19 protein-coding genes are annotated in these 25,284 nt (G+C 55.4%); 15 read left to right on the top strand and 4 right to left on the bottom strand.

The window, feature by feature from the left end; genetic code table 11:
• The first annotated feature begins 71 nt into the window (after positions 1–71).
• The 11 genes from BM022_RS04345 (at position 72) to nuoN (ending at position 13,467) form a co-directional block, all read left to right on the top strand.
• Positions 72–1,325: an NADH-quinone oxidoreductase subunit D gene (locus tag BM022_RS04345; protein ID WP_091137174.1), complete on the top strand. Its 1,254-nt coding sequence runs from the start codon at positions 72–74 to the stop codon at positions 1,323–1,325.
• A 27-nt stretch (positions 1,326–1,352) separates the two neighbouring features.
• The gene (gene nuoE, locus BM022_RS04340) at positions 1,353–1,829 is read left to right on the top strand and encodes an NADH-quinone oxidoreductase subunit NuoE (RefSeq protein ID WP_091137172.1); all 477 of its coding nucleotides are present in this window, start codon (positions 1,353–1,355) and stop codon (positions 1,827–1,829) included.
• Entirely contained in the window at positions 1,826–3,103 is a 1,278-nt protein-coding gene (gene nuoF, locus BM022_RS04335) for an NADH-quinone oxidoreductase subunit NuoF (protein WP_091137170.1), read from the top strand. Before nuoE ends, nuoF begins: the two co-directional genes overlap by 4 nt.
• Positions 3,104–3,176: 73 nt before the next feature.
• Positions 3,177–5,594, top strand: coding sequence for an NADH-quinone oxidoreductase subunit NuoG (gene nuoG / locus BM022_RS04330; RefSeq protein ID WP_091137168.1), 2,418 nt, complete (start codon positions 3,177–3,179; stop codon positions 5,592–5,594).
• Between the two features lie 22 nt (positions 5,595–5,616).
• A complete protein-coding gene (gene nuoH, locus BM022_RS04325; RefSeq protein WP_091137167.1) occupies positions 5,617–6,717 on the top strand; it encodes an NADH-quinone oxidoreductase subunit NuoH in 1,101 nt (366 codons plus the stop codon).
• Positions 6,718–6,731: 14 nt separating this feature from the next.
• Complete coding sequence (gene nuoI, locus BM022_RS04320; RefSeq protein ID WP_091137165.1) at positions 6,732–7,220, top strand: NADH-quinone oxidoreductase subunit NuoI; 489 nt, start codon at positions 6,732–6,734, stop codon at positions 7,218–7,220.
• Between the two features lie 203 nt (positions 7,221–7,423).
• Entirely contained in the window at positions 7,424–8,029 is a 606-nt protein-coding gene (locus BM022_RS04315; protein WP_091137164.1) for an NADH-quinone oxidoreductase subunit J, read from the top strand.
• A gap of 38 nt (positions 8,030–8,067) precedes the next feature.
• On the top strand, positions 8,068–8,373 hold the full coding sequence (nuoK, locus tag BM022_RS04310; protein WP_091137162.1) for an NADH-quinone oxidoreductase subunit NuoK: 306 nt from the start codon (positions 8,068–8,070) through the stop codon (positions 8,371–8,373).
• Positions 8,374–8,460: 87 nt separating this feature from the next.
• The gene (gene nuoL, locus BM022_RS04305; protein WP_091137160.1) at positions 8,461–10,416 is read left to right on the top strand and encodes an NADH-quinone oxidoreductase subunit L; all 1,956 of its coding nucleotides are present in this window, start codon (positions 8,461–8,463) and stop codon (positions 10,414–10,416) included.
• 73 nt (positions 10,417–10,489) lie between these two features.
• Positions 10,490–11,974: an NADH-quinone oxidoreductase subunit M gene (locus BM022_RS04300; protein WP_091137158.1), complete on the top strand. Its 1,485-nt coding sequence runs from the start codon at positions 10,490–10,492 to the stop codon at positions 11,972–11,974.
• A gap of 47 nt (positions 11,975–12,021) precedes the next feature.
• The gene (gene nuoN / locus BM022_RS04295; RefSeq protein WP_091137156.1) at positions 12,022–13,467 is read left to right on the top strand and encodes an NADH-quinone oxidoreductase subunit NuoN; all 1,446 of its coding nucleotides are present in this window, start codon (positions 12,022–12,024) and stop codon (positions 13,465–13,467) included.
• 440 nt (positions 13,468–13,907) lie between these two features.
• Here nuoN and BM022_RS04290 read toward each other — a convergent pair whose 3' ends face one another.
• Both BM022_RS04290 and BM022_RS04285 read right to left on the bottom strand, forming a co-directional pair.
• Entirely contained in the window at positions 13,908–14,570 is a 663-nt protein-coding gene (locus BM022_RS04290) for a PEP-CTERM sorting domain-containing protein (RefSeq protein ID WP_256208915.1), read from the bottom strand.
• A 396-nt stretch (positions 14,571–14,966) separates the two neighbouring features.
• Entirely contained in the window at positions 14,967–16,076 is a 1,110-nt protein-coding gene (locus tag BM022_RS04285; RefSeq protein WP_091137155.1) for a PQQ-dependent sugar dehydrogenase, read from the bottom strand.
• Positions 16,077–16,250: 174 nt separating this feature from the next.
• On the opposite strand from BM022_RS04285, the gene htpG reads away from it, so the two are divergent.
• The gene (gene htpG, locus BM022_RS04280; protein WP_091137153.1) at positions 16,251–18,185 is read left to right on the top strand and encodes a molecular chaperone HtpG; all 1,935 of its coding nucleotides are present in this window, start codon (positions 16,251–16,253) and stop codon (positions 18,183–18,185) included.
• On the opposite strand, the gene nhaR is transcribed toward htpG, so the two are convergent.
• Positions 18,182–19,102: a transcriptional activator NhaR gene (gene nhaR / locus BM022_RS04275; RefSeq protein ID WP_091137151.1), complete on the bottom strand. Its 921-nt coding sequence runs from the start codon at positions 19,100–19,102 to the stop codon at positions 18,182–18,184. The genes htpG and nhaR overlap by 4 nt on opposite strands.
• Before the next feature lie 324 nt (positions 19,103–19,426).
• Positions 19,427–19,672: a hypothetical protein gene (locus BM022_RS15900; RefSeq protein WP_256208914.1), complete on the bottom strand. Its 246-nt coding sequence runs from the start codon at positions 19,670–19,672 to the stop codon at positions 19,427–19,429.
• Here BM022_RS15900 and BM022_RS04270 point away from each other — a divergent pair.
• From BM022_RS04270 to BM022_RS04260, 3 genes are read left to right on the top strand one after another with little or no spacing between them, the layout of a single operon-like run.
• Positions 19,659–20,903 (top strand): TolC family protein, encoded by a 1,245-nt coding sequence (locus BM022_RS04270; protein ID WP_256208913.1) that lies wholly within the window; start codon positions 19,659–19,661, stop codon positions 20,901–20,903. The two genes, BM022_RS15900 and BM022_RS04270, sit on opposite strands and share 14 nt — an antisense overlap.
• Positions 20,900–22,069, top strand: coding sequence for an efflux RND transporter periplasmic adaptor subunit (locus BM022_RS04265; RefSeq protein WP_091137148.1), 1,170 nt, complete (start codon positions 20,900–20,902; stop codon positions 22,067–22,069). The genes BM022_RS04270 and BM022_RS04265 overlap by 4 nt, the downstream gene beginning before the upstream one ends.
• A gap of 3 nt (positions 22,070–22,072) precedes the next feature.
• Complete coding sequence (locus tag BM022_RS04260) at positions 22,073–25,234, top strand: efflux RND transporter permease subunit (protein ID WP_091137146.1); 3,162 nt, start codon at positions 22,073–22,075, stop codon at positions 25,232–25,234.
• Positions 25,235–25,284: the final 50 nt, after the last annotated feature.

Genomic DNA, 25,284 nt, shown 5'->3' with positions numbered 1-25,284 from the left:
TCCTTCCGGGCGCTTGCGTCACGGGGGCTCCATCGCCTTCGTGTCCAGTTTATCCAGAGGTTTTCTGAAACATGGCTGAGATACGCAATTACACCATGAATTTCGGCCCGCAGCATCCCGCTGCGCATGGCGTATTACGGCTGGTGCTGGAGCTGGACGGTGAGGTTATACAACGCGCCGATCCGCATATCGGTCTGCTGCATCGCGCAACTGAAAAGCTCGCCGAGAACAAGACATTTATTCAGTCTGTTCCTTATATGGATCGGCTGGATTATGTCTCGATGATGAGTAACGAGCATGCTTATGTTATGGCCATCGAAAAGCTGCTCAAGCTCGAAGTGCCGTTGCGAGCCCAATTTATCCGGGTGATGTTCGACGAGATCACGCGAATACTCAACCACCTTTTGTGGTTGGGTGCTCATGCCTTGGACGTAGGCGCAATGACGGTATTTCTTTATGCGTTCCGCGACCGTGAGGACTTGATGGATTGCTACGAAGCGGTATCGGGCGCAAGAATGCATGCGGCCTATTATCGGCCCGGCGGAGTCTATCGCGATTTGCCGGCATCCATGCCTCAATACGAGGCTTCCAAGATACATGACGAAAAAACCACCCGGTTACGCAACCAGAACCGTACCGGTTCGCTACTGGACTTTATTGACGATTTTACAAACCGATTTCCCGGTTATGTAGATGAGTACGAAACGCTGTTGACCGATAATCGGATATGGAAGCAGCGGCTTGTAGGCATTGGGGTGGTTACGCCCGAGCGCGCCAAGGCGCTGGGCTTCACGGGCCCCATGCTGCGCGGCTCCGGCGTGGAATGGGATTTGCGGAAGAAGCAACCCTATGAGGTCTACGATCAGATGGATTTTGATATACCCGTGGGCGTAAATGGGGATTGCTATGATCGCTACCTGGTACGAATTGAAGAATTCCGCCAATCGAACCGGATCATCAAGCAGTGCGTCGAATGGCTGCGGAAGAACCCCGGCCCGGTCATAACCGATAACCATAAGGTGGCACCGCCCGCTCGTGTGGACATGAAACAGAACATGGAAGAGCTGATTCATCATTTCAAGCTCTTTACCGAAGGTTTCCACGTGCCTCCCGGTGAGGCTTATGCCGCAGTAGAGCATCCCAAAGGTGAATTCGGTATCTATCTGGTATCGGATGGCGCCAATATGCCATACCGGCTGAAAATCCGCGCCCCGGGATTTCCCCATTTGGCGGCGCTGGACGAAATGTCAAGGGGCCATATGATCGCGGATGTTGTCGCCATTATCGGTACGCAGGATATCGTGTTCGGAGAAATCGACCGATAAGCTCATTTACGGTTAATAGCTATCAAGATGTTAAGTGCAGAATCCCTAGGAAAAATTGATCGTGAACTGGCGAAATATCCGGCTGACCAACGCCAGTCGGCGGTAATGTCCGCGCTCGCCATTGCTCAGGATGAGAAAGGGTGGCTGGCCCCCGAAACAATGGATTTCATTGCCCATTACATTGGCATGCCGCCGATTGCAGTGTATGAGGTCGCGACCTTTTACAACATGTACAATTTGCAGCCCCTGGGTAAATATAAGATCACCATTTGCACGAATCTGCCTTGCGCGCTGTCCGGCGCCAATGATGCTGCGTCGCATATGAAACAAAAGCTCGGCATCGGTTTCAATGAAACGACCGCGGACGGCGTGTTTACCTTGAAAGAAGGTGAATGCATGGGAGCCTGTGGCGACGCGCCCGTGCTACTGGTCAATAACAAGCGCATGTGCAGTTTCATGTCCAATGAGAACCTCGACCAATTACTGGAGGAGTTGAGCAAATGACCCAGCCCACCCAGGTATTATTGGCCGGGTTGAACCCGTCGGACGCCGATAACTGGCGCCTTCGGAATTACCAGCAGCGCGAGGGTTATGTTGCGCTGAGAAAAATTCTCGAGGAAAAGATCCCGCCTGAAAAAATTATAGAGGAAGTAAAAAAATCGGCCCTGCGCGGCCGTGGCGGCGCAGGATTTCCGACCGGATTGAAGTGGAGTTTCATGCCCAAGCAGTATGAGGGTGATAAATACCTGGTGTGCAACTCCGATGAAGGCGAGCCCGGCACCTTCAAGGACCGCGACATCATGCGCCACAATCCGCATATCCTGATCGAAGGCATGGCGATCGGCGCATATGCCATGGGTATCAAGACGGGTTACAACTATATACACGGCGAAATCTGGGATACGTACGAACGGATGGAAGAGGCGGTCGAGGAGGCTCGGGCCGCCGGGTGGCTGGGAAACAATATCCTCGGTTCGGATTTCAGTTTCCAGTTATATAACCATCATGGCTACGGTGCCTATATCTGTGGGGAGGAGACGGCGCTCCTGGAATCATTGGAAGGAAAGAAAGGCCAGCCCCGCTTCAAGCCGCCGTTTCCGGCGAGTTTTGGCCTCTATGGCAAGCCAACCACCATCAACAATACTGAAACGTTCGCCTCCGTGCCCTGGATCATTCGAAATGGTGGCGAGCAATTTTTACAGTTGGGCAAGCCCAACAATGGCGGGACAAAACTTTTCTCGGTTTCGGGTCACGTCAACAAGCCTGGCAATTATGAGGTCCCGCTAGGCACCCCGTTTAAGACGCTGCTGGAAATGGCCGGGGGTATGCGCGGTGGGCGTAAACTGAAGGGCTGTATCCCGGGCGGCTCATCCATGCCGGTGTTACCCGGGGATATCATGATGGAGACGGACATGGACTATGATTCCATAGCCAAGGCGGGTTCCATGCTGGGTTCCGGCGCCGTCATCATTATGGACGATACGACCTGCATGGTGAGAGCGCTGGAGCGGCTTTCATACTTTTATTTTGAGGAATCCTGCGGCCAGTGCACGCCTTGCCGGGAGGGCACGGGTTGGCTTTATCGCGTGGTGCATCGCATCGAAACCGGAAAAGGGCGGATGGAGGATCTGGACCTGCTCAATAACGTTGCCGACAATATTCAGGGACGAACGATTTGCGCGCTGGGTGATGCCGCGGCCATGCCGGTCCGTGCCATGATCCAGCATTTTCGTGATGAGTTCGCTTACCATATCGAGCACAAGCGATGCATGGTGTAGCCGGAATAGTAGCGTCGTGGTCAGAGTGATTTTCTCCTTCGCGCCCACTCATTAATACTAAAGCATGCAACCGATGATCAATTTTGAGATAGACGGTAAAGCGGTCTCCGTTCCGAAGAATGCTACCGTAATGGATGGCGCCAATCAGCTTGGTATATTCATTCCGCATTTCTGCTACCACAAGAAACTGTCGATCGCTGCCAATTGCCGCATGTGTCTGGTACAGGTGGAGAAGGCTCCCAAACCCCTGCCGGCATGCGCGACGCCGGCGATGGAAGGCATGAAGGTGTCGACTCACTCAGGCCAGGCCGTAACCGCCCAGAAAGGGGTGATGGAATTCCTGCTTATCAATCATCCGCTGGATTGCCCGATTTGTGACCAAGGCGGCGAATGCCAGTTGCAGGACCTTGCAGTGGGCTATGGGTCGAGTTCCTCACGCTATACCGAGGCCAAGCGCGTCGTGGCGAACAAGAACCTGGGACCCTTGATTTCCACCGACATGACTCGCTGTATCCATTGCACCCGTTGCGTGCGCTTTGGCCAGGAAATCGCGGGAATCATGGAACTTGGTATGGCGGGTCGAGGGGAGCATGCGGAGATCCTTTCATTTGTCGGCAGTACGGTGGATTCGGAATTGTCGGGCAACATGATCGATCTCTGTCCGGTCGGTGCGCTGGTCAGCAAGCCATTTCGCTATTCGGCGCGTACCTGGGAACTATCACGCCGGAGATCCGTGAGCCCGCACTGCGGTCTGGGTTCCAACCTTGTGGTCCAAGTCAAGCAGAACCGCGTAATGCGGGTACTGCCGCGCGAGAACGAGGAAGTTAACGAATGCTGGATATCCGATAAGGACCGTTTTTCCTACGAGGGCTTGAACTCCGAGGAGCGCTTGACCAAGCCGATGATAAGGCGCGAGGGTCAATGGCAGGAATGCGACTGGCAAACCGCGCTCGAATTTATCGCCAACGGATTGAACGCGGTCAAGGAAAAACACGGTGCTCAGCATATCGGCGCACTGGCTTCTCCTCACAGCACGCTTGAAGAACTCTATTTATTGCAAAAGCTCGTTCGCGGACTGGGTAGCGGAAATGTCGATCACCGTCCGCGCCAGTGCGATTTCCGCACAGATGCATATCTGCAGGGCACGCCGTGGCTGGGCATGCCCGTTGCCGATCTATCCCGCCTGAAATCTGCGCTGGTCGTTGGCAGCATACTTCGCAAGGATCACCCGCTGATGGCGCAACGATTGCGTCAGGCCGTGAAACAGGGGGCGCAGCTAAATCTGATCAATCCGGTGGATGACGATCTACTTTGCAAGGTGACGAATCGCGCCATTGTTGGCCCCCCTGCAATGGCGCAGATGCTGGCGCAGGTTGTGAAAGCCGCGGCCGAGTCGAAAGGGACGGAAATTCCTGGTGGCGCCGGAGAGGCGCTGAGCGCCGTGCAGGTAACGGATACTGCGCGGGCCATCGCCGAAAGTCTCATCAACAGCAAGCCGGCGGGAATTTTTCTGGGCAACCTGGCCCAGCATCATCCAAAATATGCCGATATACACGCGCTGGCGCAGCAGCTCGCGCAAATTACCGAGACGCCCTTCGGCGTCCTGGGGGAAGCCGCCAACAGTGTGGGCGCCTACATTGCAGGTGCAATTCCCGGCGATCGTAAGGACGCGGGGACGGGCGACAATACGGGGGAGGGCCCTTCGACCGGGCTGGATGCGTCCCGGATGCTCGGATCGAATGGCGCCGAGCCGTGCCGCGCCTTCATCCTGATGAACCTGGAACCGGATCTCGATAGTTATGACCCACAGCAAACCCGGCGGGCACTCGGCGCGGCGGAGCTGGTGGTGCTGATGTCCGCCTACAAAAGTGACGCAATCCTGCAGGCGGATTATGCGGATGTGTTGCTGCCTATTTCCCCGTTTACTGAAACTTCCGGTACGTTCATCAGTACCGAAGGCAGGGTACAAAGTTTCAACGGCGTGGTGGCTCCTCTCGGCGAGACGCGCCCGGCGTGGAAGGTTCTGCGCGTGCTGGGCAATATGCTTCAGATCGATGGTTTTGGCTACGAAACGCCGGAGCAGGTGCGCGCTGAGATTTTACCGGATGGAAACGATGTCACGGCTCGTCTGAACAACGATCTGAGAAGTTTTGTGGTCGAGAATGTCGCGCTGGCGGTGGAGGATACGAGTATCCAGCGCATAGGCGAGGTGCCGATTTACCAGGCGGATCCCGTCGTGCGCCGTGCGGAATCCCTGCAGCGCACACGAGATGCGGCCGAGCCGGTGGCATGGATGCCGACCCACTTAATGGACAAACTCGGCATTGGTCCTGGACAAAGCGTCAGGCTGAAGCAGGGTGAAGGTGAAGCGCATCTCGCTGCGGCGCAGGACGACAAGCTTCCGGCCAACTGTGTACGCATCGCCTCGGCGCATCCACTGACTGCGGCGCTGGGCGGAATGTTCGGGGAAATCACCGTCGAAAGATTGTGATGGAATAGACCAGGATGATTTGATGGAATACGCGCAACAGTTGTTCGGAGAATTTTTCGGCCCCGAGTGGGGCCCGGCCCTGTTCCTCGTGACGAAGAACGTGTTGTTGATCGTGGCCATCATACTGCCCCTGATGCTTGCGGTTGCCTATCTTACGTTTGCGGAACGGAAGATCATCGGCTTCATGCAGTTGCGTGTCGGACCCAACCGCGTCACTTTCTTTGGCATACCATGGCTCGGCGGCTGGGCGCAGCCGATCGCAGATGCGGTCAAGGCGGTGATGAAAGAAATCATCATTCCCAGCGGGGCCAACAAGTTCCTGTTCATCCTTGCGCCGGTCTTGACCTTTGCGCCCGCGCTGGCGGCGTGGGCGGTAGTGCCGTTTTCTCCCGAAGTGGTATTGGCGGATGTCAACGCCGGTCTGCTTTATATATTGGCGATGACCTCGATGGGAGTCTACGGGGTGATCATCGCCGGCTGGGCATCGAATTCCAAGTATGCGTTTCTCGGCGCGATGCGTTCTGCCGCGCAGGTCGTGTCGTATGAACTGGCAATGGGTTTCGCGCTGGTATGTGTGCTGATGATGTCGCAAAGCCTGAACCTGGGAGATATTGTCAAGGGGCAGGAGGGCGGCAGTTTGCTCAATTGGTACCTCGTTCCGCTGTTTCCCATGTTTCTGGTTTACTTCATCTCCGGTGTAGCGGAGACTAATCGCGCGCCTTTCGATGTGGCAGAGGGTGAATCGGAAATCGTCGCGGGCTTCCATGTCGAGTATTCAGGCATGGCTTTCACCGTATTTTTCCTGGCCGAGTATTCCAATATGATCCTGGTGGCCACGCTAGCCACCATCATATTCCTGGGCGGCTGGCTGCCGCCGGTTAATATCGCGCCGTTTACGCTGGTTCCCGGTTTCATCTGGCTGGTCCTGAAGGTGGCGTTTTTGCTGTTTTGCTTTCTATGGTTCCGCGCCACTTTTCCGCGCTACCGCTATGACCAGATTATGCGTCTGGGTTGGAAGGTTTTCATTCCGATCACACTGATTTGGATAGTGCTGCTCGGCTTGGTTATGCAGCTTCCGTCATCGTTGCGCGAAGCATTCCCTCTTAATTTGTGGTTCCACTGAGAAAGGGAAAAGCCATGAACCGTATCAAGGATTTTTTCCGTACTTTCCTGCTGTTCGAGCTGCTTAAGGGGATGATGCTCACCGGCCGGTATATGTTTGCGCGCAAAATTACAGTTTACTTTCCCGAGGAAAAGACGCCCCTGTCTCCCCGCTTCCGCGGGTTGCATGCGCTGCGCCGTTACCCGAATGGAGAAGAGCGCTGCATCGCATGCAAGCTGTGCGAGGCGGTTTGTCCCGCGCTTGCCATTACGATTGAATCCGAGCAGCGCGAGGACGGCACGCGCCGTACCACGCGATATGATATCGACCTTACGAAGTGCATATTCTGCGGATTCTGCGAGGAATCCTGTCCCGTCGACTCGATTGTCGAGACCAGCATTCTGGAATATCACGGCGAGAAGCGTGGCGACCTCATCTATACAAAGGAGATGCTGCTCGCGGTCGGGGATCGGTATGAGGAAAAGATCGCGAAGGACAGGGCAGCAGACGCGGGCTATCGCTAGGCCCGGCCACCGAGGTTCAGACAGGATTTTTAGATCCGGAACCGGGCTTATTGCCGGTACCAGGGGGATTTTTACCATTTATGCGGTTGCATGCGGCATGTCCGATTGATCTGTAGCATCCGTTGCTGAGGCGCGTGGGTTCGTCCCGTGGCGCGGCTGAGGGCGAATCAACCAACTAGAACAGAATTTATAGAAGTGCCCACATGAGCTTTCAAGATATAATTTTTTACTTTTTTTCCACCGTGCTGGTGTTGGCTGCCCTGGGTGTGATTACTGCCCGCAACCCCGTGCATGCGGCATTATTGCTGGTGCTGGCGTTTTTTACCTCCTCGGGCCTGTGGCTGTTGTTAGAAGCGGAATTCCTCGCGATCACCCTGGTGCTGGTATACGTCGGCGCAGTGATGGTGTTGTTTCTGTTCGTTGTAATGATGCTGGATATCAACATAGATAGGTTGCGTGAGGGATTCCTGAAGTGGTTCCCTTTTGGAGCATTGCTGGCACTTGTAATGGCGGCCGAAATGGCCATGGTGCTCATGGGCAAACAATTCGGCCTGGAGGAAATGCCGGCTCCGCCCTCGCGGGGCGCTGATTACAGCAATACCAAGGAACTCGGTCGTCTGATTTACACGGAATATGTTTATGCCTTTGAGTTGGCAGCGGTCATTCTACTGGTGGCGATCGTCGCGGCCATTGCGCTGACGTTGCGGCAGCGCACGGGGACCAAGTCAGTAGATGCTTCCAAGCAGGTAGCGGTAAAACGCGCGGATCGGATTCGGATGGTGTCAATGCCATCGGAGAAGAAAGAATAAGAAGCATAATATTGATGTCCTGAAGAGGGGGCGCTAGCTTGATTTCGTTATCCCATTACCTTGTTCTCGGGGCGATTTTGTTCGCCATTAGCATTGTCGGTATTTTCCTGAACAGGAAGAACGTGATTATCCTGCTGATGGCGATCGAACTGATGCTGCTGGCGGTGAACATGAATTTTGTCGCGTTCTCCCATTACCTCCAGGACGCCTCAGGGCAAATCTTCGTCTTCTTCATCCTTACCGTTGCGGCGGCGGAATCGGCCATTGGCCTGGCGATACTGGTGGTGCTGTTTCGAAATCTGCGCACCATCAACGTGGATGACCTGGACAAACTCAAGGGGTGAGTTTTCCGCTTGGGGCAGCCGGGGATCGGCTGAGGGTTGACCGAAGGTGGATTACTAGCCGGTCAATATAAGAAAAACTGATTTTCCATGACTGAGATGCAAAAACTTTATCTGTTAGTGCCGCTGGCGCCGTTGGCGGGAGCGCTTATCGCCGGGCTGTTGGGCCGGGTGATCGGCCCGGCCTGGAGTCATCGAGCAACCATTGCGTTCATGCTTGTGTGCGTGGCCGGGTCCATCGCTGTATTTCTGGACGTGTTGAAAGGGAATATCTATAACGGCAGCGTCTACACATGGATGACGGCCGGCGATACCCGTTTTGAAGTCGGATTTCTTATCGACCAGCTCTCGGCCACGATGATGGTGGTGGTGAGCTTCGTATCGCTCATGGTGCACATCTACACGATCGGCTATATGCACGGGGATCCGGGTTATCAACGTTTTTTCAGCTACATCTCGCTTTTCACGTTCTCAATGCTGATGCTGGTGATGTCCAACAACTTTCTCCAGCTTTTCTTCGGCTGGGAAGCGGTGGGACTGGTTTCATATCTGCTCATTGGCTTCTGGTATACGCGGCCGTCCGCGGTCTACGCCAATTTGAAAGCATTTCTTGTCAATCGCGTGGGTGATTTCGGTTTCCTGCTTGGCATCGGCTTGGTTCTGGTGTACTTCGGAACGCTGGATTACGCGGCAGTATTCGCCCAGGCTCCGGAAGTCGCCACGCAGACGATTGAAATCATTCCCGGCACGCCGTGGGCGGTATTGTCTGCGGTCTGCATCCTGTTGTTCGTTGGCGCAATGGGTAAATCAGCGCAGTTTCCACTGCATGTATGGTTGCCCGATTCCATGGAAGGCCCAACCCCTATCTCAGCCCTGATTCATGCCGCGACGATGGTCACCGCCGGTATTTTCATGGTTGCGCGCATGTCACCGCTGTTTGAATTAACCGAAACCGCACTGTCATTCATACTGGTCATTGGCGGCATAACAACGCTTTTCATGGCGCTGGTCGCGATCGTGCAATACGACATCAAGCGTGTGGTCGCATATTCCACGCTCTCGCAGTTGGGTTACATGACGGTGGCGCTGGGCGCCTCGGCTTATTCCGCGGCAATTTTTCATCTCATGACCCATGCTTTCTTCAAGGCGGTGCTGTTTTTGGGCGCAGGGTCGGTCATTATCGCCATGCATCACGAGCAGGACATGCGGAAAATGGGCGGGCTCAAGAAGTATATGCCTATCACCTACGCGACAATGTTGATCGCAGCGCTGGCAAGCGCCGGTGTGCCTGGCCTTTCAGGTTTCTTTTCCAAGGACACCATCATCGAAGCCGTGCATTTCGCCAACATCCCGGGCGCTGGTTTCGCTTATTTCTGCACCGTGACGACAGTATTCATTACCGCGTTTTATACCTTCCGGCTGCTATTTATGACTTTCCACGGCAAGCCGCGGATGGACCATCACACGGAAGAGCATCTGCATGAATCACCGTGGGTGGTTACGCTCCCACTGGTTGCCCTTGCCATACCATCCATCGGCGCCGGGTGGCTGATCGGTCCAATGTTGTTTGGCGGCTATTTCGGCGATGCCATCCAGATCATGCCGCAGCATGAGGCAATGGCAAAACTGTCGTCGGAATTTCACGGCGTGCTGGGAATGATGACTCACGCATTTTCCACCCTGCCTTTCTGGCTATCAGTAGCTGGCATTTTCGCCGCCTGGTATCTGTATCTGGTGAAACCGGACCTGCCCGCGAGAATTAAAAGCGCGGCTGGGCCGGTTTCTGTGCTGCTTGAACGGAAGTATTTTATCGATGAATTTTATTCCTGGTTCTTCGCCGGCGGCGCGCGTACGCTCGGACGCGGCTTTTGGAAATTTGGCGACGTAAAAGTGATTGATGGCTTCTTCGTCAATGGCACAGCACGGGTGGTGGCCGGAACTGCCGTGCTGATACGCCGCTTCCAGTCCGGCTATATCTATCATTATGCGTTCACCATGATCGTCGGTGTTTTCGTATTGATGAGTTTGTGGTTGTTCGGGTCGTGAACCAATAAAAGCAAGAGGTTGTTAGGGTTTCGGCTCCGCTTCTCCCCGCGACAATGAATAAAACGGAATAAAAATGCTGTTTGGCCTTCCCCTGTTAAGTCTGATCATCTGGCTGCCGATTGCGGCTGGAATTGCAGTGCTCGCTACTGGTGGCGACCGAAATGCCCAACTGGCAAGATGGATCGCGCTTATTGGCTCGGTAGCGGGCTTCCTGGTTGCGATTCCGCTTTATACCCAGTTTGATCCTTTAACGAACGCAATGCAGTTCGTGGAACACAGACCCTGGATCGACCGATTCAACATTCATTATCACCTGGGTGTGGATGGAATCGCCATGCCCCTGATTCTGCTAAATTGTTTCACGACACCGCTGGTGGTAATCGCGGGGTGGGAGGTGATAAGCAACCGTGTTTCCCAATACATGGGCGCGTTTCTGATCATGTCCGGCATCGTCAATGGTGTGTTCTCATCCCTCGATGCGATTTTGTTCTACGTGTTCTGGGAAGCTTCCCTGATTCCGATGTTTCTTATCGTTGGCGTTTGGGGTGGCCCCAATCGTGTGTATGCGGCAATCAAGTTTTTCCTCTATACGCTGCTTGGCTCACTGCTGATGCTGGTAGCATTCATTTATCTCTATAATGTCTCCGGCGGAAGTTTCTCGATCCTTGATTATCACCAGCTGCCATTGCCGCTGACGCCGCAGGTGCTCATATTTATCGCATTTCTGCTGGCGTTTGCGGTAAAGGTGCCGATGTGGCCGGTTCACACCTGGCTGCCGGACGCGCACGTGGAAGCCCCCACGGGCGGATCGGTCGTGCTGGCGGCGATACTGCTGAAAATGGGGGGCTATGGTTTCTTGCGCTTTTCGCTTCCAATCGTTCCCGACGCCAGCCACCACCTTGCCGCGATGATGATCGTATTGTCCCTGCTTGCAGTGGTTTACATTGGCTTGATAGCGCTGGTGCAGGCGGACATGAAAAAGCTCATCGCCTATTCCTCGGTTTCGCACATGGGGTTTGTGACACTGGGTTTTTTCCTGTTCAACGATTATGGCGTTGAAGGCGCGATGGTGCAGATGATTTCGCACGGCTTTGTTTCCGCAGCGATGTTTCTGTGCGTGGGCGTGATGTACGACCGGCTCCACTCGCGACAGATCGCAGATTACGGCGGCGTAGCCAACAAGATGCCGATGTTTGCGGCGTTTTTCATGCTGTTCGCCATGGCCAATTCGGGACTACCCGGCACGAGTGGCTTCGTGGGTGAATTCATGGTCATTATGGCTGCGATCAAGGTGAATTTCTGGTACGCGTTTCTTGCTGCGACCACGCTTATTTTCGGTGCTGCTTATACGCTATGGATGTACAAGCGGGTGATCTTTGGGGCCGTGACGCATCCCGGAGTGGAGGGACTCAGGGACATCAACCCTCGTGAGATTCTTATCTTGGCAGTACTTGCCGCTGCGGTGCTTGGGATGGGTCTCTACCCGCTACCATTACTGGAAGTAATGCATACCACGGTCGATGATTTGCTGGCGCATGTCGCTCGCAGCAAACTTTAGTCCAAATAGTACAAATGAAATGCGCGCCGCCTGTTTGAGGATGATAAATGAATTTTTTGCAGCCTGATTTCGCCCCCGCCTATCCAGAGATCTTTCTTCTGATAATGGTTTGCGTGGTGTTACTGGCGGACCTTGCTTGGGGCGGGAAGAAATCCCATATAGCCTATTCGCTGGCTCAGCTGTCCTTGTTTGGCTGCCTGCTGATCACTTTCGCCACCTCGGCGCCCGATGTCGTGTATACATTCTCCGGAATGTTCGTCGACGACGCAATGGCGGATATACTGAAGATGCTGGTATACGTTACGGTCTCCGCCGTACTGGTGTATTCGCGGGCGTACATTGATGAACGCGGCATGCTGAGCGGGGAATTTTTCAGCCTGACGCTGTTTGCGACGCTCGGCATGATGGTCATGATATCCGCCAGCCATTTTCTGACGCTTTATCTGGGCCTGGAATTGCTGTCGCTGTCGCAATATGCAATGGTGGCGATGAGGCGGGAGTCGGTAGCAGCAACCGAAGCGGCCATCAAATTCTTTGTCCTCGGGGCGCTCGCGTCCGGCTTCCTCTTGTATGGAATGTCCATGATCTATGGCGCGACGGGCTCGCTCGATATCGCGCGGGTGGTCGAAGTCATTCAGGGCGGGGTCACCAACCATGCCGTGCTGGTGGTGGGGCTCGTCTTCATCGTGGCTGGCATCAGCTTCAAGCTGAGTGTTGCTCCGTTTCACATGTGGGTGCCGGATGTCTATGAGGGCGCGCCGACAGCGGTAGCGCTGTTTATCGGTGCAGCGCCAAAATTTGCCGCGTTCGGCTTCATCATGCGCTTGCTTGCAGAAGGTCTGGGCGGCTTGGCAGGGGAGTGGCAGGACATGCTTATCATCCTGGCGGTCATGTCCATGATAATCGGCAATTTCGCCGCCATTGCCCAGACCAACATCAAGCGCATGCTGGCGTACTCGACCATATCGCATATGGGATTCATGCTGCTCGGTATCATTGCCGCCGATGGAAACGGCTACAGCGCCGCGATGTTCTACGTCGTGGTTTACGTGCTGATGACGCTCGGCACCTTCGGCATGATCATGCTATTGTCGCGCGCAGGCTTTGAGGCCGACAAGCTCGACGACTTCAAGGGGTTGAACCGGCGCAACCCCTGGTATGCGTTTGTTACCTTGCTGTTGATGTTCTCCATGGCCGGTATCCCGCCCACCGTCGGTATTTACGCCAAGCTGTCGGTGCTGGAAGCGGTATTAAATGCGGGCTACGTGTGGCTGACAGTAGTGGCCGTGCTTCTCTCGCTGGTTGGCGTGTTTTACTACCTGCGCATTGTTAAACTGATGTACTTCGATGAGCCGGAAACCGACGCTGCCATCCTGCCGCAGGGCGACTTTAAGATCTTGCTGAGCGCGAACGGAATCGCAATACTTGCGTTCGGGATTTTCCCCCAGGCATTGATTGGGCTTTGCGCTTACGCGATTCAGCAATCGATATAGCAACACGCCTCGCGCTTACATACCCTCGACGATGTGACGGGGAGAAAGTGTGCCCGCTATCCTCACCGAGAGGGTGATCTGTGTCAATTAAACGTCGAGAGTTGTAGCGTTCTAAGATGTGCACTTGGCACTTGGCACTTGGCACTTGGCACTTGGCACTTGGCACGGGCGGGAAGAATTTGGCTACCAGCCGTTTTCACCTAAAGGCCAGCCTAATCTCACCACGAGCAAACCGGGAAGGCGGGAAATATACTACGGGAAGCAGACCTTTATTCGGGGCCGGATCGATTCGTTTAAGCGGATACGATGCCCCGAGGTCATTACGGGTAAGTTGCGTGCGAAATTCTTTACCTATTACGGCTAAAACCCGTAAAGCAACTAGCCCACCTGGAAAAAACGTGTCCAGCTGGGCTATTTATATTTAGCCTTGTCCCCGAGTTTCACCACCTCGAAGGCGGGTTCTTGCGCCCACGGCGGGCTATTGCTCCTATTACTCCCAGCCCCACTAACAACATCGCGTAGCTTTCCGGCTCTGGTATCGCCGCTACCGTGTTGGAATATGAACTGCTCAGGTCATTAAAATTCCGGTCAAAGCTGTTATATCGGTCTTCAAAGCTCACTAAAGTCGTGTCCGGGAGCCAGTTGTCTTGAGCTCTTGCATGAAACTCGCCATCCGGATTACTTGACCTTGGCCCTGTAAAGAAATCATCACCGGTCGTATTCACATGCAAGCGGAACATTAGTTCGGTTCCTCCGGAAAATGTTCCAAGATTCCTTGCTTCACCCAGAGGCGTGGAATGATTGTTGAAAACGAGCAAATCATTGGCCAAGTTACCATCGTTTCCGGGTTTTCCCGATCGGTCCAGCATGAGATAAAGATCATTATTAAAATCCGCGCCACTTCCCTGGTAGGTGGCTGTTACTGGACCATCAGTGTTTACAAAGACACGCCAGCCTTCCCCCCCGGGAGGCACCGGTGCGGCCTGAGCAGAAAGCGATCGAGAAGGCTTGAGCACTATGCCGTTATCCTCTGCGGCGTGGGCTGAAACGGATGCCATATAGGCCAGAAGCACTACAGTTGACGAGCGAAATGCCAATTTCATATAGGGACTCTCTTGATTAAATTCGTGTTAAAGTCGTTCTGATATAGAAAAATAGGCCTTAAGTAAAAATATGGCAATAGGCCGACCGGACTATCTGCGAGCCCGATGAACCATGCACGAATAACCAGCTTGAGATAGCAGGCGAACGAGCGGACCCAGCAGTTTCCAGGCAGGACTCAAGCAGCCTTTGAGATAGGGGATGTTAAATACTTACTGCCTTTGATGGATTCATTATGCTGGAATGTAGGCACCACATAGACATGAGGTGACGATGACTGCTATGGCCAACGGGCACATCAATCTTTGCTTCATTGCATCCCCCTCGCATGCGCGAGGCCTCCACCCGGGGTGTGACAGTCGACTTGCAGAAGCTTTGGAAATGCCCCTTCGCCGTAGCTAAGGTTTCTTATAGCTGATGCGATAAATCACGCCGGCAAAGTCATCGGAGACAAGCAATGCGCCATCAGGCATGACGAGCATATCGACGGGTCTCCCCCAGGCGCTTTCCTGTTGAAGCCAGCCCTCCGCGAACACTTCCTGCTTGACGACCTTGTTGTTTTTCAGCTTCACCAGCCTAAGGCGATAGCCAATCTTGTTGCGTCGATTCCACGAACCGTGTTCGGCAACGAAGATATTGTTGCGGTATTCTGTCGGGAACATGTTGCCGGTGTAGAAACGCATGCCGAGCGGGGCAACATGCGGCTCGAATTTGGCAGCCGGCGGCGTAAGTTTGCCGCAATCCCGCTTCGCGCCATACTTTGGATCCGGGATGTCGGCGTGGCAGTAGGGGTAGCCGAAATGCATATCCTGGCGCGGCGCGTGGTTGAGTTCATCAGGGGGAATATTGTCGCCCATCCAGTCACGGCCATTATCCGTGAACCACAGTTCTTTTGTTGCCGGGTGCCAGTCGAACCCGACCGAATTTCGCACGCCCCTGGCGAACGCTTCGTAACCTGTACCATCCGGCCGGATGCGGGAAATCAGCGCAAAACCGTCCGCAGGCTCGCATATATTGCAGGGCACCCCCACCGCCACGTATAACAGGTCATCCGGGCCAAACGCGATATATTTGCCGCCATGATGTTTCTCGTTGGGGTACGTGTCAGTAACCAATGCCGGCTTCAGGGATTGGCCGAGTTTTGCCTCGATGTTATCAAAGCGGAGGATTCGGTTGACTGCGGAGACATACAGCGCGCCGTCCTTGAAGGCCACACCGATAGGCATGTTGAGCCCGCTGGCAACAATTTTTACCTCGCGCGCTGCGCCTGTATCGGTAACGGCGTACACGTTGCCTTCCGAGGACGATCCTGCGAATACGGTTCCATTTTTCCCGAGCGTCAGTCCGCGTGCATTCGGCACCTCGGCCCAAACATCGATCGAAAAGCCCGGTGGCATTTTTAACTTATCCAGCGGCAGGGCGCTGGCGCTGGATTGCGCGGCGGCTGGCAAGGCGAAACAGAATAGCAACAGTGTTACGAAACCGGTCAATGTTTTCACAAGGGGCATCGCCTAGGCTCCAGTTATGTTTATATTGGCAGCACAAAAAACGGATAAACGGATAGCAGCAGAAAAGATTCCAGCATGTCTGTTAATGTAGCCGCCGTTTTAAATATGGCCGCGTAGCTTGAAAATCTACAACCCGCCCTCATCATCCTTTTGCATTTTTTTAGGAGAGAAACCATGCAAGCCACAGCTACCAAGGAACATCTAAATTTCCAGACTGAAGTCAAGCAGTTGCTCAACCTGATGATCCATTCCTTGTATAGTAACAAGGAAATATTTTTACGCGAACTGATTTCCAACGCGTCGGATGCGGCCGATAAGTTGCGCTTCGAAGGATTAACCGATGGTGCCCTTTACGAATCCGACTCCGACCTTAAGATCCGCGTGAGCTATGACGCCACTGCCCGTACCATTACCGTTGCCGACAACGGAATCGGCATGTCGCGGCAAGAGGTCATCGACCACATCGGCACCATCGCCAAATCCGGTACACGAGAGTTCTTCGGTTCCTTGACGGGCGATCAGGCCAAGGATGCGCACCTGATAGGCCAGTTCGGAGTGGGTTTTTACTCCGCATTCATCGTCGCGGACAAGGTGACGCTTGTCACCCGCCGTGCCGGCTTGACGCACGAGCATGGCGTCCGCTGGGAGTCCGGCGGTGAAGGCGATTATACGCTTGAGACAGTGGAGAAGACAGATCGGGGGACGCAGGTTATCCTCCACCTGCGCGAAGGGGAGGACGAGCTTCTGAACGGCTGGCGCCTGCGTTCGATTATCCGAAAATATTCAGACCATATTACGCTTCCCATCGTGATGAAAAAGGAGGAGTGGTCCCAGGAAAAGAATGAGAACGTCATTACCGACGAGGACGAGACCGTCAATCAGGCGAGCGCGCTGTGGGCACGGGCCAAAAGCGAAATCACGCCGGAACAGTATGAGGAGTTCTACAAACATGTCGCGCACGATTTCGAGCCGCCTCTGGCCTATGTTCACGCCAGGGTAGAGGGTAAACAGGAATATACGCAGCTACTCTATGTTCCTTCGCGTGCTCCATTCGACTTGTACGACCGCGAATCGCGCCACGGTATAAAATTGTATGTGCGGCGGGTATTCATCATGGATGACGCGAAGCAGCTGCTGCCAAACTACCTGCGCTTCGTGCGCGGCGTGATCGATTCAAACGATCTGCCGTTGAATGTTTCGCGCGAGATACTGCAGGAGTCGAAAGACATTGAAGCGATACGCGCCGGCGCAGTGAAAAAAGTCCTCGGGCTGCTCGACGACCTGGCTCAAGGCGAGCAGGAGGAGGAAAAGGCAAAATTCAAAACGTTCTGGAAGGAGTTTGGCCAGGTTATCAAGGAGGGCGTGGCGGAGGATTATGCCAATCGCGAACGCATTGCCAAGTTGCTGCGTTTTGTCACCACCCATTCAGATTCGGATGAGCAAACTGTGTCGCTGGCGGATTACATCGGGCGCATGAAGGAAGGGCAGGAAAAAATTTATTATGTGACCGCGGACACCCTGAAGGCTGCTCGGAGCAGCCCGCACCTGGAGATTTTCCGCAAGAAGGGTATCGAGGTGCTGTTGCTGTCCGACCGGGTGGATGAATGGCTGGCTGCGAACCTGACCGAGTTTGACGGTAAGTCCCTGCAATCCGTCGCGAAAGGCAGCCTCGACCTCGGCAAACTGGAGGACGAAGCGGAGAAAAAGGAGCAGGAAAAAGAAGCTGATGAATACAAGGAACTGACGGAGAAAATCAAGCATGCGCTTGGCGAAAGCGTGAAGGACGTGCGCGTCACCTTGCGTCTGACGGAGTCTCCCGCTTGCCTGGTTGCGGATACGCACGACATGAGCGGCAATCTGGAGCGCCTGCTGAAATCAGCCGGACAAAAAGTGAGCCATGCAAAACCGATACTTGAGATCAATCCTTATCATCCGATGATCCAACGCCTGAAATCGGACGAGGCCCGCTTCGATGACTGGAGCCATATACTGTTCGACCAGGCATTATTGGCTGAAGGTGGCCAGCTTGAGGACCCTGCGAGTTTCGTCAGGCGAATAAATGAGCTTTTTTTGGCCAGCCCTGGCGGTTCCGAGGATCAGCAGGACTAAGAAGCCAGCGAGGGCTTGCGTGCCTCCCTGAATAGCTCCCTGTGAGCGGTGTCGTTGATGGCGACGACGGCAGGGTGGGTCAACCGCCGCTCCAGGGAGATTGCATAGAATTGCTCGGTAACCTCATCGGTCTGCCCGAGAACGGCCACGCCGTGTTCGCGCTGAACTTCGTGGGCTATTACCGATGGGGCGATGAAAATGCCAATGCCGGCTTGGCCGAAAGCCTGCATCAAAGCGCTATCGTCAAACTCCCCCGCGATCCGGGGCCGAAGCTGCCGGAGATCCAACCAACGCATTAACGGTCCTCGCACCGCAGCCTCCTTGCCGGGAATCAGCAAGGGTGCCGTGTCGAGGACTTGCGGCCAAGGTTGCTTCAGCTGCGCCGCGAGCCTAGGTTCGGCAAAAAAGGTTATGCCGCACTCTCCGAGTTTATGACTGTAGCCTTTCACATTCGTCCCCGCGGGCATCGGTCGGTCCGCAAGGACCATATCCAGACGCTGGATCGCCAGTTCCACTGTCAGACGCACAAGCTTGTCTTCCCGGCAGACGAGTCGAATCGGCTCGGTGAGCGAGGTGGCGGGGCTTAAAAGCCGGTAGGCGATGGACTTGGGGACCGCATCGTCCACCCCTACACGAAATTGAATGGACACATTCTCGGGACGGCTGCGCAAGGCTTCTTCCAGTTCGCTGCCGATCTGGAAGACCTCATCGGCATAGGTAAGTGCAAGCCGGCCGGTTTCGGTCAATTCGAGTCGGCGTCCAACCCTTAAAAACAGCGCGACATCTAGCGCATCTTCCAGTAAGGAAATTTGTCCACTCAGGGTTTGTGGCGTGAGATTCAGCCGCTCGCTCGCGCGGACGATGCTTCCAGCCTTCGCTACCGCCCAGAAATAGTGTAATTGTTTATAATTGAGCACAATGGGTACCGGTAAAAGATGTAACAATACTTCGTTAATCCCGATGATATTATCAGGGATATACTACTTTTATTGATGCAAATTTTACTCTAGACTTGCTTAAATATTGAGGTTACATCGCATTGACATTTGTATATTTTTAAAGATGAAGCGGCAGGTTCTTCGTTACCCACGCCCGTATCGCCTATCTGAGCAATTTGTCGTCGGCAGCGGAAGTCGGATTTATCTCTATCGGAAACAACAAGGGTAGTAGATGCACATATCGCCCATATTTCGCTTCCTGTTGAGCTTGTTTCTCGTCCTTTCTTCCACTGCCGTCCTAGCTCAAAATCCCGCAACTGTACCTATCATTACATCGCCGCCGCCGACTTTTGGGCCGGCGCCTGGCTCGCCGGAACCTCCCGCGCCGCCTTCAGTTGTGCCACCTCCTCTCGAGCCGCCGGTTGTGCCTCCCCCACTTATCCCGGGACCTCCGGCCACGACGCCCCCGGTCAAGCCCCTGTCCCTCCCCTCGGCTCCACCACCGGCGCCGGCTGGGAGGGCACCGGCTGGTCGGATGCCGTTTGACATGATACCGTCGGTAACCATACCTTCAGCGTCCGCTTCGGCCCCCCCGCCAGGGGCCCTTTCCATCCAGGATCTGCAAAAGCTGGGGCTGGAGGCCAACGGGCTGGTGCATGCGGCGCGGTCCCAGGTAAACATGGCCGAGGCGGGCATAATCGGGGCTGCGGCCTATCCCAATCCTGAGGTCATCGTCACCGGTGGGCCTCAGCATGCAAGAGTTCCTCAGGCCAACCCGGCGACGAACCATCGCGCCGTTACGCTGCTGCAGCACATCGAGAACCCCTTCCTGCGTAGTGCGCGCATCGGGGCGGCAGAAGCAGGCGTCGAGGTCAGCGCGGCCAGTTTCCAACAGGTACAGGCAGATCTCGCCGCCCAGTTGCGGGTCCGTGCCTACGAACTGGTGCTGCGCCAGGAAATAGCACGCATGGAAGGCAGCATTTTCGAGCTGATGGAGGAAGTGAGGAGGCGCATCAAGGTGGGCGTGGGCGTAGGTGAAACCGCGCGTTTCGAGCTGATCCGAGCCGACGCCGAGGTGTTGAATGCAGCCAGCCGCAAGGAGGCCGCGGAGTTGAATGCGTTGCGCGCGCGGGTCGCGCTGATGCAGTTTACCGCTGGCGCCCTGAAGCCCGATTTTATAATCAACGCATCTTTGTTCGATCCCGTCATTTTGCCTCCGCTTGAGGAATTGCGTCAGGAAGTGCCTACCGTCAATCCGGAAGTGGTGCGGTTAGAGGCGGAGCAGAACCGTGCGCGGCTGCGTATTGATCAGGAGCGTGCGTCCGTGTTTCCCTCCGTGCAGATTTTGCTCAGCAACTTCCAGGAAGCGCAGTACACGTCCAATACGGCTGGGTTCCACGTCACTGTTCCACTATTTTATCGCCGCCGTGGCGAGATCGATACGGCGGTGGCGGATTCCGCGCGCGTGCGGCAAACACTGGAATACCGGCGCTACGAGATCGGCCAACTGCTTGAAGGCGCGTGGCAGGCCCTGCAGATCGCAAGGCGCAGGGTTGAAATGTTCGAGGGCGGAATTATCAAGGAAGCCGAGAACGCATTGCGTGTTGCCCAGGCTGCCTACCGCTTTGGCGAGCGTGGGCTGATTGAAGTGCTCGATACGCAGCGCGTGCTTCGCGGAATACTTGCGGAATCGTTGCAGGCGCGTTTCGACTTACAGGCGGCCGCTGCCGAAATTGACCGCCTGCGCGCACATTATCCGAGGGAGCAAGCCGCCGAATGAAACGTACGCTATCAATACTGGGTTCTGTTGCATTGGCTGCGCTGCTGGTTGCCGCATGTGGTAAAGGCGAGTCGCCTGCCTCCGGAGAAAAACAATCCGAACAGCAAAACGCGGAGGAGAAGGATTTCAACAGCATCACCGTCAGACCAGAAGTCGCGCCGCGCATAAAGATTGGCTACCCCACCATGGTCGATCTTGCGGATAAATTGCAGGTTCCCAGCCGCGTCGAAGTGGATGAGGAGAGACTGGTCCGGGTCGGGTCCTACGTGACAGGGCGTATCATAGATTTGTACGTCATGCTCGGCGACAACGTCAAGGCGGGCGCCCCCCTCGCCCGGCTCACCAGCCCCGAGTTGACGCAGGCGCAGCTTGCCTATTTGCGTGCTTTTTCACGCACCGTGCTGACGCAAAAAGCGGCCGAGCGCGCCCACCATCTGCTGGCCGCCGACGTGATCGCGGTCGCTGAAGTGGAACGGCGGGAATCCGAGCTGGAGGTGGCGCGAGCCGAGCTGGAAGCCTCTAAGGACCAGTTGCGCTTGCTGGGTGTGGACAGTGCCGTATTAAAAGAACTGGCAAAGCAGGGCCATATCCTGCCCTCCGTTACCATCAATTCAACGAGGAACGGTATTGTCATCGCTCGGAACGTAATCGTTGGGCAGGTCGTCCAACCAGCGGACCAGTTGTTTGGGGTGGCGGACCTCTCATCCGTATGGGTGGTGGGCGATGTGCCGGAGCAGATCGCGCGCAACGTCCGGATTGGCCAACACGTGGAAATCCATGTGCCCGCGCTAGGTGACACCAATTTTGACGGCCTGATCATCTTCGTCGCTGACACAGTAGATCCGATGACCCGAACGGTGATGGTGCGCACAATGGTGGAAAATCCCCAGCGGAAACTCAAGCCCGACATGCTTGCCAATATGCACATCACCGATAATCTCCATAAAACTCTCGTTGTTCCGGAGACAGCCGTGGTGCGCGAGGCCAACAAGGATTACGTCTTCTTGTCCCAAGGAAATAACCGCTTCTTACGGGTACCCGTCGAACTGGGCCCCGAAGTCGCGGATATGCTGCCTGTCATAAGCGGGCTCACTGCCGAGCAAAGCATTGTGGTGGATGGGGCCTTTCACCTGGATAACGAGCGTAAGCTTGCGGAACTGGAGTAATCTATGCTAGCCGCAATTGTCCGCTTGATGCTCCGGCAGCGCTTGATAGTAGTGGTGGTTTCGCTTGCGCTTTGCGGCGGCGGCATTTATGCCGCACAGAATCTCTCCGTCGACGCTTTTCCGGATGTGACTAACATACAGGTGCAGGTCGCGACCGTGGCGGTCGGCCGCAGCCCGGAGGAGGTCGAACGGCTGATCACGGTGCCGGTCGAAATCGCGATGACCGGTCTGCCCGGGCTGGTGGAGATGCGCTCCATGAACAAGAGCGGGTTGTCCCTGATCACGTTGGTTTTCACCGACCAGACCGATGTGTTCTTTGCGCGCCAGCTCGTCATGGAACGGCTGATCGAGGTATCGTCCAGGCTGCTGCCGGGCATCACGCCAGTGCTCGGGCCAGTATCGACGGGCTTGGGTGAGGTATACCAATACACCATCGAGCATCCGGACGACGGCAAGCGAGCGCTCACCGTGGAGGAACTGATGGAACGGCGCACGATCCAGGACTGGGTAGTGCGGCCGATGCTGCGCTCGATCCGGGGGGTCGCGGAAGTCAATTCAATCGGGGGGCACGTCAAGGAATACCAGGTGTACGTCGATCCCAACCGCCTGCGTCACTATGATCTCACTCTCGCGGCTGTCGATCAGGCCCTTGCCAACAACAATGCCAACGCCAGCGGCAATATCCTGCCACTGCATGCCGAGCAATACCTGATCCGGGGGGTCGGTTTGATCCGCACTCTGGACGACATCCGCAACATCGTGCTCAAGGAGCGCGAGGGGGTGCCTGTTTACGTGCGCGATGTGGCCGAGGTGAGGTTCGGCGGGGAAGTACGCCTGGGGGCTAGCATCACGGGTGGCTATACCGAGTCCGTTACCGGCATCGTGATGATGCTGCGCGGTGGCAACGCGAAAGACATAGTTGGGCGCGTAAAGGAAAAGGTTGCCGAGGTCAACGAGCGCGGCCTGTTGCCGGGCGGGCTCCAGATCGTGCCTTTCTATGATCGGACTGTAATGGTGGATGCGGCGTTGTACTCTGTGTACAAGGTATTGATCGAAGCCTTGGTCTTCGTCATTCTTGTAATGGTTATCTGCCTGGGCAATATGAGGGTGAGCCTGGTCGTGTGCGCAACGCTCATTATCACGCCGCTGGTCACCTTCATGATAATGAATTATTACGGTATCCCCGCCAACCTGATGTCGCTAGGGGGACTGACAATTGCTATCGGGCTGATGGTGGATCCGACCGTGGTAGTGGTGGAAAACATCTTTTTACGCCTTAGCCACAAGCCCCCCGATGAGCCAAAGATCGAGACGATCGCTAAGGCCGCCGCGGAGGTCGGTGCACCTGTTATATATGGAATTATCATAATCGTGCTGGTGTTCCTGCCGCTAATGTCGCTGCAGGGCATGGAAGGCAAGATGTTCAGCCCGCTTGCCGTGACCATCTCCATCGCGTTGCTGGTGGCTTTAGTTGTCTCGGTGCTATTGTCGCCCGTGCTATGCGACTACGCGCTGGAAGGGGGCAGCGAGAAAGATACCAAAATCGTCGCCATTCTCAAATCCCTTTATCTGCGCTTGCTCTATTTAGCGCTGAGAAATCCCAAGGGTACCGCGCTGGTGTCGATAGGTTCCCTTGTGCTCGCGGTTGGATTATTTCCATTGCTTGGGAAATCCTTCATTCCCATCATGAGGGAGGGGGCGGTGACGCCTGTCATTATCCGCGTGCCATCGATCTCCCTCGAAGAAGCGGTCGACCTGGAAACAGAAGCGATGAAACTGATCGCGGCGATACCGGGGGTGCAGAGTGTGGTATCGAAGCTCGGCCGCGGCGAGTCGCCCGCCGACCCCGCGTCGCAGAATGAGTCCGACCCGATTGCGTCGCTCGACCTGGAGGGATCGGGACGATCCCAGCAGGAGATCGAGGAGGATATCCGCAAGGCGCTGGAGGTGCTGCCCGGCGTGAACATCGCCCTGTCGCAGCCGATCGCGCAACGCGTGGACGAGATGGTGACAGGAGTACGCTCGCAGGTCGCGGTCAAGATTTTTGGCGATGACCTGGAAGAGTTGCGCAAGTTGTCGGAACAGGTCGCGCGCATCGTCAAATCTACGCGGGGTGCGCGCGACCTTCGCATCGAACGCCTGTCCGGCCAGCAGGAATTGACCATCGATATCGACCGCCGCGCCATCGCCCGGCACGGCATCAATGTTGCCGATGTGAACGAGTTGGTTGCAACCGCCATTGGGGGAAAGGCGGTGAGCCAGGTTTTTGAGGGCGAGCGCCGCTTTACGCTCCTGCTGCGCTTCCCTGAGAAATTCCGTCACGATGTCGAGGCTATACGAGAGCTGCTGCTCCGCCCTCCTGGCAATGCCCCGGCGGGAAGCTTGCTGGCGCGCGGCGGCCAACTTGTGCCGCTAAGCGCGGTGGCGGATATCAAGGTCATCGATGGTCCGGCGATCATTTCACGTGAATATGCGAAACGCCGCGTAGTAGTCGGGGCCAATGTGTATGGACGCGATCTTGGAGGGTTCGTGGCCGAACTGCAGGAACGAACTGCGAAGGAGATTAAACTACCGCCGGGTTATTACTTCGAATGGGGTGGCCAATTCCAGAATATGGAGCGTGCCATGGCAACGCTTGGCATTATTGTGCCAATCACTTTTGCCGCGATCTTTTTCCTGTTGTTCATGTTGTTTAATTCGGTAAAGCTTGCCTTACTTATTTTTACGGCTTTACCATTCGCTTCCGTGGGTGGCGTGATTGGGCTATTCATTACTGGCGAATATCTGTCGGTACCCGCTTCTGTGGGATTTATCGCTGTTTGGGGTGTCGCCATCTTGAATGGAGTGGTCTTGATCTCCTTCATCAAGGAGTTGCGTGAGCAGGGGCTTAGCGTGGCCGAAGCAGTGAAAACGAGTTGCGAGGCACGTTTCCGTCCAGTACTAATAACCGCCGCGGCTACCATTCTGGGTCTGGCGCCATTCCTGATTGCCACCGGTCTTGGTTCCGAGGTGCAGAAACCATTAGCGATTGTGGTGATATGCGGGCTAATAACTGCGACGGTAATGACGAAAGTAGTGGTGCCGATGTTGTATCGCTATTTCGATCCACTTCCTGATGTGGCTGACGATAGCGTCCCTAAAGCAGTCGTTCCACAGCCCCATTAATCGAACGATGCGCAGGATTAAGAACAATCAGCCGAACCTACTGGCCTCAT

Origin of the sequence: Nitrosospira sp. Nsp14 (assembly GCF_900113575.1) — a bacterium.
Taxonomy (GTDB): Bacteria; Pseudomonadota; Gammaproteobacteria; order Burkholderiales; family Nitrosomonadaceae; genus Nitrosospira.
This window is presented reverse-complemented; position numbering and strand designations above follow the sequence as displayed.

Bases quoted from the DNA above. Each gene is read 5' to 3' on its own strand.
- BM022_RS04345 (WP_091137174.1), top strand. From the start codon at position 72: ATGGCTGAGATACGCAATTACACCATGAATTTCGGCCCGCAGCATCCC.
- nuoE (WP_091137172.1), top strand. From the start codon at position 1,353: ATGTTAAGTGCAGAATCCCTAGGAAAAATTGATCGTGAACTGGCGAAA.
- nuoF (WP_091137170.1), top strand. From the start codon at position 1,826: ATGACCCAGCCCACCCAGGTATTATTGGCCGGGTTGAACCCGTCGGAC.
- nuoG (WP_091137168.1), top strand. From the start codon at position 3,177: ATGATCAATTTTGAGATAGACGGTAAAGCGGTCTCCGTTCCGAAGAAT.
- nuoH (WP_091137167.1), top strand. From the start codon at position 5,617: ATGGAATACGCGCAACAGTTGTTCGGAGAATTTTTCGGCCCCGAGTGG.
- nuoI (WP_091137165.1), top strand. From the start codon at position 6,732: ATGAACCGTATCAAGGATTTTTTCCGTACTTTCCTGCTGTTCGAGCTG.
- BM022_RS04315 (WP_091137164.1), top strand. From the start codon at position 7,424: ATGAGCTTTCAAGATATAATTTTTTACTTTTTTTCCACCGTGCTGGTG.
- nuoL (WP_091137160.1), top strand. From the start codon at position 8,461: ATGACTGAGATGCAAAAACTTTATCTGTTAGTGCCGCTGGCGCCGTTG.
- BM022_RS04300 (WP_091137158.1), top strand. From the start codon at position 10,490: ATGCTGTTTGGCCTTCCCCTGTTAAGTCTGATCATCTGGCTGCCGATT.
- nuoN (WP_091137156.1), top strand. From the start codon at position 12,022: ATGAATTTTTTGCAGCCTGATTTCGCCCCCGCCTATCCAGAGATCTTT.
- BM022_RS04290 (WP_256208915.1), bottom strand. From the start codon at position 14,570: ATGAAATTGGCATTTCGCTCGTCAACTGTAGTGCTTCTGGCCTATATG.
- BM022_RS04285 (WP_091137155.1), bottom strand. From the start codon at position 16,076: ATGCCCCTTGTGAAAACATTGACCGGTTTCGTAACACTGTTGCTATTC.
- htpG (WP_091137153.1), top strand. From the start codon at position 16,251: ATGCAAGCCACAGCTACCAAGGAACATCTAAATTTCCAGACTGAAGTC.
- BM022_RS04270 (WP_256208913.1), top strand. From the start codon at position 19,659: ATGCCGTTTGACATGATACCGTCGGTAACCATACCTTCAGCGTCCGCT.
- BM022_RS15900 (WP_256208914.1), bottom strand. From the start codon at position 19,672: ATGTCAAACGGCATCCGACCAGCCGGTGCCCTCCCAGCCGGCGCCGGT.
- BM022_RS04265 (WP_091137148.1), top strand. From the start codon at position 20,900: ATGAAACGTACGCTATCAATACTGGGTTCTGTTGCATTGGCTGCGCTG.
- BM022_RS04260 (WP_091137146.1), top strand. From the start codon at position 22,073: ATGCTAGCCGCAATTGTCCGCTTGATGCTCCGGCAGCGCTTGATAGTA.